The sequence below is a fragment of the Klebsiella sp. 141198 genome, from assembly GCF_050600785.1.
Taxonomy (GTDB): domain Bacteria; phylum Pseudomonadota; class Gammaproteobacteria; order Enterobacterales; family Enterobacteriaceae; genus Klebsiella; species Klebsiella aerogenes.
The window spans coordinates 330,249-345,086 of record NZ_JAQIRM010000001.1; the positions used below are offsets into that span (position 1 = coordinate 330,249).

The following is a 14,838-nucleotide window of genomic DNA, read 5'->3' on the forward strand; positions in this document are numbered from 1 at the left end:
AATGGATAAAAAAGATAAAAATCAGATAGTAGATAGCGACATTGCACAGTTATTACTAAAGCACAGGAAAGCTCGTAACTGGACGGTAACGGAGCTTGCTCAACGCTCAGGCGTCAGCCAGGCGATGATTAGTAAGATTGAACGAGGCGTCTCCAGTCCCAGCGCGACTATCCTTAGTCGTTTAGCGAACGCCATGAATATTACGCTATCAAAACTTTTCGCCGAGCTTGAGGAACATCAGAATTCGCTGGTTCGTTTCGCTCACCAGCAGCAGCATTGGACAGATGAACAATCAGGCATTATCCGTTGGACATTGTCCCCGGCGGGCGCCAGTCCGGAACTGATAAAAGTTGAAATCCCTGCAATGGGTCAACTGACGATCCCCGCCTCCGCTATTGAGCATCTTTGCGGGCAAACACTTTGGATGCTGAGCGGCAACCTTGATTTTAGGGTCAATCATCAGACTCATCATTTGCAAGCGGGTGACTGTCTTGCTCTTACCTTTGCAGGCGAGTGCCAAATGACCAACCCGGATAGCGAACAGAGCTGTACATACATCGTTGCGTTTAGCCAAAAAAACAGATGATATTTTCCCTGGCAAACGGTTAGACGCCATTCCCTTTACTAAGGTGCAGCAGGGGATAAGGTCTTCCCTGACTATCCTGCCCGGAGCGCCCTGAAACCTGAAAGCCCATATGTTGATAAAACCCGACGGCCTGTTGGTTTTGTTCATTGACGTCGACGCTTAAATCAGGATGAAGAGCAAGGGCATGGGATATCAACTGTTTTCCGACGCCAAGCCCGCGAGCAGAGGCATCTACGAACAGCGCCTCCAGATGGCCATCATGTAAAAACATAAATCCGAGCGGAAGGTCTTCATCATTTGTCGCTACCCATACAGGGGTTTCTGAAAAAAAGCCGACCACCTCTTTTTCGATCTCTTGCCGGTCGTGAGCTGTCAGAAAATCGTGCGTAGCATCGACAGAACTTTTCCAAATTTGGATGATGTCTTCCGCTTCACAAGGTCGTGACATTCTGATTTTTATCATCTTTTCTGCCTTAAAGTGGACATGATTTTGGGTAATTACCTACAAAAAGAATCCACGTAATTTACTATGGTGTAATTAAATTCACAATAGTGATGATGTCGCCATGTCTATCGTTGCTAGCCTCACTTTCAGGTGCAGAATGCCACGACCGGCGCTGGCCTGATAGCGCTCAAACTGGCGTACAAGCCGTTTGAGCGTATGGAAAGCCGCGATGAGTTCCGATTTTATTGTTGTGGAGCTCACCCTATGCATGTCCTCAAGGTCACATTCACTGCCCCGGCTATGAAGCAGACTCGCTACAACTTAGTCGAGTAAGGGGCAGTTAGATAAGGCCTTTCAGGCCGATGTGTTGTACTGACTCAGAAATCTTTTTTACGGAAGCTATCGCGGATGGCGTCCCCCATCAGACAGGTCAGGTTCATCCAGGTAGGCTCGACTGCGAAATTCGCCATGTTTCCAGCCATATTGTCGAACGCTCGCTTGTTGGTGTAGAGCATGTGCCCTGGTGACATAAACTTTGCCTCCATGATCGATTTCTCAACGTTCTCGTAATTGAGTAGGTTGCCAAAGTTGCCGCGACCAGAAACGAACGTCTTGCCTGCCTCATTTCCACCCCAGGTCAGATAGGGGTTGAGAAAAATGAAGGACGGCATGCTGTTGATGGCGACCGCACCATATTCCAGGTCAGACACCGCCTGCTCAAGTAATTTCTGATGGGCCTTTCTGGTGTCCTCATCGATAAGTATCGCACTGGCGAGCGTGCCCAGGAGCTGGGTGTTGGCGAACTTGACGGCGCCGGGGAGAAAGTGCGCGGCATTGGCTGGCAGGTCAAGCGGCACTTCAGCGAGCACCAGGCTGAACGCTTCATGTGAAGTGGCGTAGCCACCGGGCTCAACGTCTGTGAGTAATATGACATCGGAATGCGGATACTTGCCGCCCTCGGGGCTCAGTACTTCCGCATCGGGATAGGCCTGGCGAAAACCATCCACGACCTTGTCGGCACCGGGGTAGTACATACCCATGGCTGGAGTAGTCTCCGAGATAGCGACCCGCAGCGCGTCGAGGAATTCCTTGCGCTGCGGCCAGTGCTTGCTTGTCACCAGAGTTTGGGGACGACCGCAGTTCGCGCCACCATTGAACTTTGCCATGGTGGCTATCTGCACTGCCTGGTGCTCAATTTCCTTCTTTGTCCATGGCCGGTCGCCCGGCACGATGATGCATGGGTTATTACCGCCGCATTCGGAGATCAGCGGCGTCTCTGTCGCTGACATGATAGCCTCGGCCGTCGCGGTTCCACCAGTAAAGTAGATCCTCGAGAGGCGGGGGTCTACTGTCAGATCATGTCCCCGATCGGCATCGCAGAAGCTCAGAACGCGCCGATCAATCAGCGGCTGCATGATCTTTGCCCAAATCCTGTCGGTTTCTTCGTTCAGGTGATGCGGTTTGTGTACGACCGCACAGTTCTCGAAGAAGATCGCTTTCAACACCTCGAGCGCTGAGCTGTAGTTACCGGCACCCAGCACGGCAATAATACCCGCGGGCTTTTCCATCGGATTGATTTGTTTCGGTGCGCCTTTCACACGGATGCGACTCTTCTGATCCGCGTACATCAACTTGTCTTTCCTCTCCTGCGGAAAGACATAAATGTCGTAGAGATCCTCACTCACTTTTTCCACGCTCAGCGGCTGTGGCATCTTGCCGTCGAGAATGGATTCATAAAGGATGATGGCTGCCGAGACGGTACTCGCCATAGGAACGACGGTAGCAACCTTAGACATTGGGTATGAAAAAAGAGGCGCCCCGAGGATGCCATTCTTCATCTTGCTGTCGGCGAAGGCGAGGTCATCACCGTACTTCTTCAGGTTTGCACGGATTTCCTCCAGCAGACGCAAACGTTCTGCGGGAGATGTTGTGGTCCATTTTTGGGGATCCAGTTGGTCGATAGCTTCGGTAGCATTCATTGGGATTTCTCTATTGTTCAGATTGGACCGCCAGGACAGGTGGAACGTGTCCAGGCTGGTGCGATGTTTACATCTCACTATAGGAAGCAAGCCACGACAACGCTCTGGCAATCCGCGCCAATTTTAATGCGAGAGATGCCAGCACAGGGAGTTGAGTCGCGGATGTTACAGATTGGCGCAACGTGCAGTCATTGTGGCGCGGTTTGACGGGGGTTAAGCGCACGACTGCTCTATACTCTGAGCGTCGGTTGAATGAGCAATAGTGACGGAGTTCTGAAGGTGCAAAACAAAACTTTTCCCATGGATATTGGCTGGCTGGCAATACTGAAGGACTTAGGTGTTCAGCCTGGCCATGTATTACGTCGGGCCGGCCTTCCAGACGATTTACTCTCCCGTACAAGACAGGGGCTTTCTGGCGAAGACTATTTTCGTTTCTGGCGCGCTTTAGAGGCTGAGGCAAGTGATGCCATGTTTCCCTTACGCCTCGTCGAGACTCTCTCGGCTGATTCTTTCAACCCACCACTGTTCGCTGCCCTGTGCAGCGCGAATCTGGTACAGGCTATGCAGCGCCTCGCCAAATACAAGCAACTTGTGGCGCCCATGAGCCTGGAAGTCAATACGGGTGACGCAGGCGAACTGGCCGTGACGCCTCGCTGGTTGTCGATACAAACCGAGGTACCTTACTCGCTGCAAGTGGCCGAGATTGCGTTTTTCGTGCGACTAGCCAGACTGGCTACCCGTGAGCACATTAAGGCGTATCGCGTTATCCTGCCGCGACTTCCATCCAGTCATTATCTCCGGCGTTACGAGAATTTCTTCGGCGTACCTGTGCAAAAGGGAGAGTATCCAGCAATCGCTTTCGCCGCTGTGGATGCTTTGCGTCCATTCCTGACGGTCAACGAAAGCATGTTTCACGCGTTCGAACCCGATCTTCGCCGTCGGCTCAGTGAACTCGATTCGACGGCGTCAACGGCGGAACGTGTGCGTGCTGTCTTACTGGAGCTGTTGCCTGGTAACGCGGCTACCATTGAGAAGGCCGCGGAACGACTGGGCTTGAGCAAGCGTACGCTTCAACGTCGGCTCGAGGAAGAGGGGGAAAACTTTCGCGCCCTGGTCAATATGGTGCGGGAGAGCCTTGCCCGACACTACCTGGCAAATACCACGATGTCCGGCGCAGAGATCGCTTTCCTCCTTGGATTCGAAGATCCCAATTCCTTTTATCGCGCATTCCAGGGGTGGACTGGAAAAACACCTGACAGCGTCCGTCATGCCAAAGAAGGCCTATTTTGATGTCAATCCAGACAACGTCAGATTCCAGGGAGAAGCTAAGCTTCTCCCTGAATTTACCCTCAGGCGTTTGCCGCCGCCTTTAACCGCGCCTTCATCAGGCTATAGGTCGTCCAGGCGTACCGTTCCGCCCAGTCCTGGTCGGCAATAGCCTCTACCTTTACCGCGCAGTACTTGGTTTCCGGCGTTTTCGAGATAGGATCCAGATTATCCTGGGTCAGCTCATTACAGGCACCGACCCACCACTGGTAGGTCATGTACACCGCGCCGGGGTTGATCCGCTCGCTGAGATCGGCGCGAGTCATCACTTTGCCGCGCCGCGAACTCACCCATACCAGCTGACGATCGGCGATACCCGCCCGCTCGGCATCGGCTGGGTGCATTTGGATCCGGCCCGGTTCGTCCGCCAGCGACTGCAGCGCCGCGCAGTTGCCGGTCATTGAACGGCAGGAGTAATGGCCGACTTCGCGCACCGTGCAGAGCACCAGCGGGAAATCATCGTCCGGCGTTTCCGCCGGCGCGCGCCACGGCGCGGCGAACAGTTGCCCTTTGCCCGATGGAGTATCAAAGTGATTATCCTGATACAACCATGGCGTACCGGGGTGATCGAGCGTTGGGCACGGCCACTGCACGTGGCCCATATCGCCCATTTTCTCCCAGGTTACGCCGTAGAACAGCGGACAGAGTTCGCGCATTTCATCCCAGATTTGCTGGTTACTGGCGTAATGCATTGGATAGCCCATCTCGCTGGCCAGCAGGCTGATAATTTCCCAATCGCGTTTCACATTACCTGTGGGCGGAATAGCCTGTTCGAAACGCTGGAAGCCGCGGTCGGCGCAGGTAAAGACGCCGCCGTGCTCGCCCCAGGACGTCGCCGGCAGCAGCACGTCAGCCACTTCCGCCGTTTTGGTCATAAAAATATCCTGCACCACCACGAAATCCAGCGCTTCCATCCCTTTGCGTACCAGACCCAGATCGGCCTCGGTTTGCAGCGGATCCTCGCCCATGATGTAGTAGGCTTTGATTTCTCCCGCCAGCGCTTTATGCGGGACTTCGGTGATACGGGTGCCGATTTGCGTATCCATCAGCGCCGGATCGATGCCCCAGGCATTGGCGAATTTGGCGCGCACCGCGGCGTCGGTGACGTCCTGATAGCCCGGGAACTGGTTGGGTAACACCCCCATATCGCAGGCGCCCTGGACGTTATTTTGTCCGCGCACCGGGCCGACGCCGACGTTAGCCCGCCCGAGGTTGCCGGTCAGCAGCGCGAGGCTGGCGAGACCGCGGACGACATCAACCGCCTGGCCGAACTGGGTTACGCCCATTCCCCACATAATGGTGGCGGAAGGGGCGGCGGCGAAGGTGCGCATCGCCCGGCGAATGGCCAGCGCCGGGACGCCGACCAGCGCTTCCACGGCTTCGGGAGAGTAGTCTTTCACCGCCTCACGATAGGCCTCCAGCCCTTCGGTATAACGCTCAACGTAATCGTGATTGTAAAGATCTTCTTCCAGCAGGACATAGGCGAAGGCGTTGACCAGCGCCATATTGCTGCCATTGTTGAGCTGCAGATGCTGGTCGGCGATGCGGGCGGTTTCAATGCGCCGCGGATCGCAGACGATGATTTTCGCGCCGTTGTCGCGGGCTCTCAGTACCCTTCGCGCCACGATAGGGTGAGAATCGGCGCAGTTATAGCCAAAGACCAGCAGACATTTTGAGTTCTCAATATCGCTTATCGAGTTGCTCATCGCGCCATTGCCGAGCGAAGCCTGCAGCCCGGCGACCGACGGCCCGTGGCAAACGCGGGCGCAGCAGTCGACGTTATTGGTATTGAGTACAGCACGGGCGAATTTCTGCATCACGTAATTGGTTTCATTCCCCGTGCCGCGGGACGATCCGGTGGTCATGATGGCGCGCGGGCCATATTTGGCCTTGATCTCGCGGAGCCTAGCGGCGGTATAGCGAATCGCTTCTTCCCAACTGACCGGAGTGAACGGGCCGCCTTTCTGATAACGAATCATCGGCTGCTTCAGGCGAGGTGTGAGAAGCTGCGTGTCATTGAGGAAATCCCAGCCGTAGTAGCCTTTCAGACATAGCTGGTTTTGATTGGTGACGCCGTCGGCGGCCTCGGCGCGAATGATTTTATCATTTTCGACAACCAATTTGAGTTTACAACCCGCCCCGCAATAGGGGCACACGCTGGTAATTTTATTCATCAGTAACAGACCTGTTAACAGTGAAGATAGGGCGATAGCGCGCCGGGCCCGGCAGGCTACCGTCAGCAAACGCACGACGTTAAACGTCGTGCGATGCACTTCGATTGCATAATGCGTGCCAAAGTGAAAATAGCGCTGATGACGGGGGATGAAGGTGATGAAGACGCGGGAAAATCACTGACGTCGTCACAAGTGACGATGACGCGGGACGCCGTGGCTGACGATCGCCCCGCGGGGGCTGAGGTTAAGCGTTGACTTCCATGTTCTGCTGCAATTGGTTCAACGTCTCCTGCGACATCCCGGCCTGCCGCGCGGCGGCACAGATCGCCTGCCAGCTACTGGCATCGAGCGGAATACCGTTTGCCAGCCGCTGCTGACGATTGGCCGCTTCCCACTCACCCGGCGCCAGAATAGGCGTATCGGCATCGTGCGGCGACCGTTTACACCAGTCGATAAAGGCCTCGGTTTCGCGCTGCATCTGCGGCGCATCGAAGGCTTCCGGGCTGAGAATAATGGTAGTCATGCAGTTGAAGATGGCGTCGACGCAGCCCTGCAGGCTATCCTGATGGGTCGTTTGCCCGCCCGAGACCGCGCCGCCGAGCACCTCGCACAGCGTCGCCAGGGCATAACCTTTGTGTTGGGCAAAGGTGAGCAGGGCGCCAAGCGGCGAGGTCTGCATCACCGCCGGATCGGTGGTCGGTTCGCCGCGAGAATCAATCAATGAGCCGGCAGGCACCGCTTCGCCTTTATGCCATGCGACGCGGGTTTTGCCAAAAGCGATGGCGCTGGTGGCGTAATCGAGCAGCAGCGGCGGGTGGCCTTCACGCGGGAAGACCACGCAGAGCGGGTTAGTGCCGAAGCGGCTATCTTTGCCGCGAAATGGCGCCACCATCGGGTCGCCGACGACGCTGACGAAATGAATGGATATTAACCCCTGTGCGGCGCACTGTTCCGCCCAGTAACCGATGCGCCCGATATGGTGAGCATTGCGCAGCGCCACGGCGGCCAGGCCGTGCTGTTTGGCTTTTTCAATCCCCAACTGCATGGCTTCATGGGCAACGACCTGACCGAAGCCGGCGTTACCGTCGAGGGTGACGACGGCGCCGGCGTCTTTCATCACGCTGGCATGGCGGTTAAGCTGCAAAAATCCTTCGCTATGGGATTTTACGTAACTCGGGATCATGCCGACGCCGTGGGAATCGTGTCCGGCAAGGTTGGCGGCGATCAGGTGGTCTGCGACCAGCGCGGCTTCGGTTGGCGTACTGCCCAGCTGCGTGAACAGGGTGGTGACGAAGTGGTGTAGCTCCGTGGGGCGAAATCGATGTCCTGTAGGCACGGATAGTCTCCTCGATGTATGTTGTTGTTTTGTTGCGTTTGCCGTTCCATGCTGCGCCGCAAGGCGCAGAAGATCAAGGAGCTAGCCGTAGAATTTAGGTTTAGAGATAATAAATCGGTATACTTATTAGTGTGAAAAAAATAACCGATATATCATATGGATACGATCTTCTTAGCAAAGTGTTGTTTATAGAAGAAAGTAAATAGCGATACCGCCTTTATTTATTGAGGCTTTATATCTAGAGTTATATTTGTGACGCATTAAATGCGCACCAGACATTCGCCTGTATACCAATAAATATGCTCAGATTATTTTCTTAAAGCATGGAAAACTCACACTAATGATATTCTACCTTATCATATAGAGGTTTATTATGCCGATTTCTGCACAGCAATTATCTCAGGTTGTTATTAATGAGTGGGACAAATGGGGAACCTATCCAGGAACGCCGAATTTAAAATCGCAACATTTGGAGTCACAGGCTAAGTTCTCGCCTATTGTTCATCAATACTGGCAATCTATAGGTGCTGATTTGGACGGAACGAGCCCTTATGCATGGTCGGCTGCTTTTATTTGTTTTTGTATAAAACAGATAGGCTATACTGGCCATGATTTTCCACTAAAATCGTATCATTCCGAATATTGCGCCTATATCTATGCGGGGAAATATCCAAAATTTTCATTGTTAGATCCAGAACTTACCCCAGTGCAAGTAGGCGATATCATTTGTAAAAGACGGCCTGATGCAAATGGCAACTATCATGAGCCATTAACCTACTATAGTGCAATTTCTTTTTATAATAACATTCTTGTTGACGATAATAATAATTTTGATTCTCACAGTGATATTGTTATTGAGGTTAACAATGGTACGATTTTAGCCGTAGGGGGAAACGTTAGCGATGCAGTTGCTTCATCAACCTATGATCTGACAAGTAATGGCGGACTGAACATGAATGATGCTCCTTTTTTAGCTATTATTAGAATAAACTCATAATAGAGCTAAGATAAATGACAGGAGAACATCAATGATGTTCTCCTTGTTTATATCCTAGTTCAGTTTGGTTTCGCATTTTTTCATTTCATTCAATAGCTCGTCGGTTTCCGCTTGAGACATGTTAGAGCCACTATTTTTATTATTTTTTGTAATGACAGGGGGTGGCATTTTATATGGGTTGTTAATAATAGCGATTAAGCCAGAAATATCGGGGGTGCCGAGTACCATCGAATATTGCAACTGTCTTAACTTCCCTCTGACATTAGTTAATGAGTCCAGCGCTGCGTTACGAATGGCATGGTTATCAGGAAACCTACGGTCTTTGAAAGGAAATGTTGCCATATATAGACACTGCATCGCCTGAGAAGCCAAATCGTAATTATGCGATTGCACTTCAAGGCGGTATCGCTTGCTGTATAGGGTTCCTGCCGCACCCACTGACGCGCCGGCAATCACCGTCTCAGGGGATTTAGTGGCTAGTCCGACAGCACTGGCCAGTAATCCGTAAAAGGTTATTTCATCTGCTGTTTGCGACTCCAACTTTTTGGTATCGGCAACGTGTTCCCATTTTATGGCGAAGGCTTTGTATGCACCAACTACCTTTTTAAAAGAATCCAGACCATCGGCATAATTATGACATGTACGAGCGTTCTGAATACACTCTTTATCGGCATCAATAACCGGAACCGGGAGTGGTGAGCTGCAGGATATAAGCATTGATAACCCGGACAACAGCCAGTATTTCATAGTTAATGATGCTTGGTGGGGAGTAACGGGAATCCCGGAGTGGCTTTACCGGGCCAAATTTCATACCTGACGGCGATTTCATCAATACCTCCGTGTCGCGGATTTCCGCTTACCCCTAGCGCCTCTGCTGCAGCAATACTTAATTCACCAATACCATTGCCGCTACTATCTGCAACCACGCAATTTATAGATTTATCTTTCCATGTTACTCTCGCCTGGCATCCAATCACTGTGCCTTTTGTTTGCGCGATCACTATCTTTGGTACGGCAATGTAAAGAACTGTCGCTGCATCGATATAAGCTTTGGGGTCATCTAATGAAATATGTTGATAATGTAATGATGTTTTAGATGCAATAATTCCGTGCGGAAATATTTTGGGTTGACCATTGCTTTCTAAGATGGCATTAACTCCACTTGTAGGGTTTATTTTGTGGAATACACCATTGGAATCTATTTTTAAATTAAGGCTAACTAAACGATCGCTGCCGATTTCCTTAAAATGGTCATTTATTTGGTAAGCAGCGGGAGAGCCGTTTTGCCCATTGGCGCCATCCGCATCAATACTGGCATCCGCCGTATAATAGACGTATTCGCCTTCCTCAGTATTTTCAAGGTGTATATCAACCGGGGTTTTGTGTTCTTTTTGGACGACATAAAGTGTACCAATAATAGGCATAAGATTTTCTCCAGCTTAAATGGGAATAGATGACTTGTTAAAAGTAAATGGAAATGCACTCGCTTAAAATATTCAACATCAACAGACTGATAGCCGCAAATTGCTATCAGGTGATTTATGAAAAACGGTCAACGAAAAATACGGCAGATAAAAATGTTATTGTCGATTAAAATGAGTCTGGCACAAAAGCAATAAAATACAATGCTGGCCGTTAAAAATAATTTCGCATAGTAACTTTATGTATTTATAAGAAATTACCATGATGACTGTATAGGCTCGTGACTGAGACCCGCAGTTAGTGGACGACTGTAGGCGCTGGATAAACAGGCTTCAATACGCAGCATTAATCTGTGACCTCGCTCGCTGTTTTCACTATTCGCTGAATAAACTCCATAAACACCACTTTTTAAACTACACCACTGTCACAAAAGCCATAAAAACCCCACCCGCAGCGTTGCAGAGGGTGTTGTAGCACTATATGTTAAATTTATGTTTAATTATTGATGCTTAAGGGTTGATTTTATGTATAAGAAAATCGGCGGTTTAGTGGTTTCACTGACGACAGTCTTCTCGTACTCCGCGCTGGCGGAGCTGCCGCAGGGCTACCCGGCAGATTATCAAAAAGTCGTTGATGCCGGGGTGAAAGAGGGCAAAGTCGTGGTTTATTCCACAACGGACACCAAAGCGGCAGGGCCGTTAATTAAAGGCTTTGAAGCGCAATATCCTGGGATTAAAGTTGAATATAACGATATGAACAGCACCGAGCTGTACAACCGTTATATTAGTGAACAAGCCGCCGGCGGCGGGAGCGGCGACGTGGTGTGGAGCTCTTCTATGGACACGGCGCTGAAATTAGCCACCGATTATGCGCAAGAGTATGCTTCACCAGAAGTCGGCAAGCTGCCGAAATGGGCGGTCTGGCAGCAAAAAGCCTACGGCACAACCTATGAGCCGGTGGTCTTTATCTATAACAAACGGCTGATCCCACAAAATGAAGTGCCGGATTCACATACCGCATTGGCCAAACTTATCGCCGGGCAGGCTGATAAATTTAAAGGCAAAGTCACCACCTACGATATCGAGAAATCGGGGCTTGGTTTTATGCTGGCGGTGCAGGATAGCAAGGCTGACGGCAATTACTTTGCCGACCTGGCGAATATCGCCAAAGGCGGCCTGACGGTGCAATCCTCTACCGGCACCATGATGGAGCGCGTCTCCTCCGGTGAAAACCTGATCGGCTATAACATCCTGGGATCCTATGCCGAAGCGCGCGCTAAAACCGACCCGTCATTAGGCATCGCCTATCCGAAAGACTACGTGCTGGTGCTGTCCCGCGTCTCATTTATCACCGCGGAAGCAGGGCATCCTAATGCGGCGAAACTGTGGTTCGACTATGTACTGTCGGAAAAAGGGCAAACGATTCTTGCCTCTCAGGGCGATATCCCGTCAATTCGCAACGACATTGAAGGTAAAAATGATATCGACGGGATGACCAAATTACTGGGCAATGCGCTGAAGCCGATTCCGGTGGATGAAAGCCTGCTGCAATATCTGCAACCCAAACAGCGTCTGGAATTTATTAAGCAATGGCGTGCCGCTGCTGCGAAATAAAGTAATTACCTGTGAAACTTCCCCCTGGAATGTATCCGGGGGAATGATCGTATCAGTATTCAGTAAATAAGTACTCATTATCTCTTCTTGATAATTTATCTCTGCACTTTGCCAGGGGAATTAAAGATGAACATTTTACGCAGAAAGTGGCAAGGGCTACCGCGTGGCATGGTGGTATTGATAGCGGCACTGGTAATTTACGTTCCGCTATTATTTATCGTGGCGCAAAGTTTTCTTTCCGCACCATTTTTTGCCCGCTCTAAAGAGTGGAGCCTCGAAGCCTTCGGTTTTATTTTTACCGACCCGGATTTTTACCTGGCCTTACGCTCTGGATTTATCCTCGCTTTTGGTCTTGTCATTATCGCGATTCCGCTGGGCGGAATTCTGGCCTTTTTAATGGTACGTACCGATTTACCCGGTAGGCGCTTTATTGAGCCGCTGATCCTGGTGCCGATTTTCGTCTCGCCTATGGTGTTGGGCTTTGGTTATGTGGTGGCCGCCGGGCCGGTCGGTTTCCTGTCGCAGTGGGCGCAGGCGTGGCTGGGTTTTGTGCCCTGGAATATCTACTCGATGTTCAGCATCGTGGTAATAGCCGGTTTAACGCACGTCCCGCATGCCTATCTTTATATCTCCTCGGCGCTACGTAGCGTCGGTTCGGATGTGGAAGAGGCGGCGCGTACCGTCGGCGCCACGCCGCTGCAGGTGATGACCTCGGTGAGCCTGCCGATGGTACGGCCATCCATTCTTTACGCCTGCGTGCTGCTGTTCTTCCTCGGCCTGGAGGTCTTCGGCCTGATGCTGGTGCTCGGCGATCCGGAAGGCAACATGGTGCTGGCGACCTATCTCTATAAGTTGACCAATAAACTGGGAACGCCCTCTTACCATCTGATGGCGGCGGTCGCGGTGGTGTTAATCTGCATTACCATTCCGCTGGTCATGTTGCAGCGCCGGTTGATGCGTACCGCCAACCGCTTCGTGACCATGAAAGGTAAAGCGTCGCAGTCGCGCGCCTTGCCGCTGGGGAAATGGCGTTGGGTCGCGGGCGCGGTCGTGGTGGCGTGGCTGACGGTGACCATCGGCGTCCCGCTACTGGGTGTGGCGCTACGGGCCTTTATTTCCAATTGGGGCGTTGGCGTTTCGTTATGGGATGAGCTGTCGCTGGCGACTTTCCGCAACATCTGGCAGCAGCCGAACCTGCTGCGGGCGATCGTCAACTCGATGGCGATCGGGATTATCGGCGGCGCGCTGGCGGTGGTGTGCTATCTGTTTGTCGGTATCGCCATGCACCGCAAGCCAGATAACGTGACGCGCTTTCTCGACTACAGCGTGCTGGTACCGCGCGCGGTGCCGGGCCTGTTGGCTGGTCTGGCGTTTCTGTGGGTGTTTCTGTTTGTGCCGATGTGGCTCGATCAGTCATTGAAAAACGGCTGGCTCTCGGCGCTGCCGGTCGCCGACTGGCTGCGCGAACACCTTATCGTGCAGCTGCGCGCGCTGCGCAACACCATTTTCAGCGTCTGGTTGGCCTATACGGTGGTGTGGATGGCCTACGGCCTGCGCCTTATCTCATCAACGCTGCTGCAGGTGGCGCCAGAGCTGGAGGAGGCCGCGCGTAGCACCGGCGCCTCTCGCGGGCAAATCACCCGCCACGTCACCGTTCCGCTGGCGCGCTACGGGCTTATCGGCTCCTGGCTGCTGATGTTCCTGATCTTTGAACGCGAATATTCAACCGGCGTTTATTTGTTGTCGCCAGGGACCGAAACGATCGGGTCGATGCTGGTTTCGCTGTGGGCGGCGGGCGCCATTGATATCGTCGCGGCGCTATCGTTTATCAATATTCTGCTGGTGGTAGTCGGTCTGGGTATCGCCCTGCGCTTTGGAGTGAAATTACATGATTGAGTTATCGGTAGACAATCTGCATCTGACCTATGGCGACAACCCGGTGCTGAAAGGGGTGTCGATGGAGCTCAAACGCGGGGAGGTGGTGTCGCTGCTCGGCCCTTCAGGCAGCGGGAAAACCACGCTGCTGCGCGCGGTTGCCGGTCTGGAGAAACCGACCGCCGGGCGGATCACCATCGGCAATAACGTGGTTTATGACGGCAGTCCGCGTAGCGAGATCCCGGCGGAAGAGCGTAATCTCGGGCTGGTGTTCCAGTCCTACGCCCTGTGGCCGCATAAAACGGTATTCGACAACGTGGCCTATCCGCTGAAACTGCGTAAGGTGGCCAGCGGCGAGATTAAACAGCGGGTGCAGAGCGTACTCGATCAGCTAGGTCTGGGACATCTGGGCAACCGGCACCCGCATCAGCTTTCCGGCGGCCAGCAGCAGCGCGTGGCGATAGGACGGGCGCTGGTCTATAACCCACCGGTTATTCTGCTGGATGAGCCGCTATCTAACCTCGACGCCAAGCTGCGCGAAGAGGCGCGGGTATTCCTGCGCGAGCTCATTATTAAGCTGGGCCTGTCGGCGCTGATGGTCACCCACGATCAGAATGAAGCGATGGCGATCTCCGATCGCATTTTGCTGCTTAACAACGGCGTGATTGAACAGCAGGGGACGCCGCAGGAGATGTACGGTAACCCAGCCACCCTGTTCGCCGCCGAGTTTATGGGCAGCAATAACCGCCTGCACGGTAAGGTGACGGCGCTGGAGAATGGACGAGCGCGGGTTGAAGGCGCCAGTTGGGCGCTATGGGGGCGCGCGGGCGAGGGGGTCAGCGTCGGTCAGCCGGCGACGGCGGTGATCCGCGTCGAACGGCTGCGCCTTGACTGCTCGCCGCAGGACAACAGCCTGGAACTTCCGCTGCTGACCAGCATGTACCTCGGCGATCGGTGGGAATATCTGTTCCGTACCGAGGGCGATGACTTTGCTATCCGCGCCTACGGCACGGCCCTGCGTGATGCCGAACATTGTCATCTGACGTTGCCCGCGGATGATGTGTGGATTTTCCCGCAGCGATAAA

At 52.9% G+C, this 14,838-nt stretch carries 12 protein-coding genes; 6 read left to right on the forward strand and 6 right to left on the reverse strand.

Translation table 11 applies throughout. From position 1 onward, the window contains the following. Position 1: 1 nt before the first annotated feature. Positions 2-586, forward strand: a complete 585-nt coding sequence (locus PGR10_RS01625) for a helix-turn-helix domain-containing protein (RefSeq protein ID WP_316424616.1) — start codon at positions 2-4, stop codon at positions 584-586. Between the two features lie 19 nt (positions 587-605). On the opposite strand, the gene PGR10_RS01630 is transcribed toward PGR10_RS01625, so the two are convergent. Both PGR10_RS01630 and PGR10_RS01635 read right to left on the reverse strand, forming a co-directional pair. Further along, complete coding sequence (locus PGR10_RS01630; protein WP_430922803.1) at positions 606-1,049, reverse strand: acetyltransferase; 444 nt, start codon at positions 1,047-1,049, stop codon at positions 606-608. Positions 1,050-1,408: 359 nt separating this feature from the next. Beyond that, positions 1,409-3,010, reverse strand: a complete 1,602-nt coding sequence (locus PGR10_RS01635; protein WP_430922804.1) for an aldehyde dehydrogenase family protein — start codon at positions 3,008-3,010, stop codon at positions 1,409-1,411. A gap of 279 nt (positions 3,011-3,289) precedes the next feature. Between PGR10_RS01635 and PGR10_RS01640 the strand changes: the two genes are divergently transcribed. Then, positions 3,290-4,300, forward strand: a complete 1,011-nt coding sequence (locus tag PGR10_RS01640) for an AraC family transcriptional regulator ligand-binding domain-containing protein (protein ID WP_430922805.1) — start codon at positions 3,290-3,292, stop codon at positions 4,298-4,300. Between the two features lie 59 nt (positions 4,301-4,359). Here the strand turns inward: PGR10_RS01640 and fdhF are convergent, their stop codons facing one another. Together fdhF and PGR10_RS01650 are read right to left on the reverse strand one after the other, a co-directional pair. Beyond that, positions 4,360-6,510 (reverse strand): formate dehydrogenase subunit alpha, encoded by a 2,151-nt coding sequence (gene fdhF / locus PGR10_RS01645; RefSeq protein ID WP_046883917.1) that lies wholly within the window; start codon positions 6,508-6,510, stop codon positions 4,360-4,362. A gap of 244 nt (positions 6,511-6,754) precedes the next feature. Further along, positions 6,755-7,846 (reverse strand): malate/lactate/ureidoglycolate dehydrogenase, encoded by a 1,092-nt coding sequence (locus tag PGR10_RS01650; protein WP_271031847.1) that lies wholly within the window; start codon positions 7,844-7,846, stop codon positions 6,755-6,757. A 373-nt stretch (positions 7,847-8,219) separates the two neighbouring features. On the opposite strand from PGR10_RS01650, the gene PGR10_RS01655 reads away from it, so the two are divergent. Continuing rightward, positions 8,220-8,843 (forward strand): DUF2272 domain-containing protein, encoded by a 624-nt coding sequence (locus PGR10_RS01655; RefSeq protein ID WP_213316786.1) that lies wholly within the window; start codon positions 8,220-8,222, stop codon positions 8,841-8,843. Positions 8,844-8,897: 54 nt separating this feature from the next. Here the strand turns inward: PGR10_RS01655 and PGR10_RS01660 are convergent, their stop codons facing one another. Further along, the gene (locus tag PGR10_RS01660; protein ID WP_430922806.1) at positions 8,898-9,590 is read right to left on the reverse strand and encodes a hypothetical protein; all 693 of its coding nucleotides are present in this window, start codon (positions 9,588-9,590) and stop codon (positions 8,898-8,900) included. A 2-nt stretch (positions 9,591-9,592) separates the two neighbouring features. Beyond that, entirely contained in the window at positions 9,593-10,267 is a 675-nt protein-coding gene (locus PGR10_RS01665; protein WP_430922807.1) for a hypothetical protein, read from the reverse strand. A gap of 522 nt (positions 10,268-10,789) precedes the next feature. On the opposite strand from PGR10_RS01665, the gene PGR10_RS01670 reads away from it, so the two are divergent. The 3 genes from PGR10_RS01670 to PGR10_RS01680 all read left to right on the forward strand — a co-directional run bounded on the left by PGR10_RS01670 (position 10,790) and on the right by PGR10_RS01680 (position 14,837). Beyond that, a complete protein-coding gene (locus PGR10_RS01670; protein ID WP_032707865.1) occupies positions 10,790-11,878 on the forward strand; it encodes an ABC transporter substrate-binding protein in 1,089 nt (362 codons plus the stop codon). Positions 11,879-12,004: 126 nt separating this feature from the next. Next, positions 12,005-13,774 carry an ABC transporter permease gene (locus tag PGR10_RS01675; RefSeq protein ID WP_045361202.1) on the forward strand — a complete coding sequence of 590 codons (1,770 nt, stop codon included), beginning with the start codon at positions 12,005-12,007 and terminating at the stop codon, positions 13,772-13,774. Continuing rightward, positions 13,767-14,837: an ABC transporter ATP-binding protein gene (locus PGR10_RS01680; RefSeq protein WP_271031843.1), complete on the forward strand. Its 1,071-nt coding sequence runs from the start codon at positions 13,767-13,769 to the stop codon at positions 14,835-14,837. Before PGR10_RS01675 ends, PGR10_RS01680 begins: the two co-directional genes overlap by 8 nt. Position 14,838 lies beyond the last annotated feature (1 nt).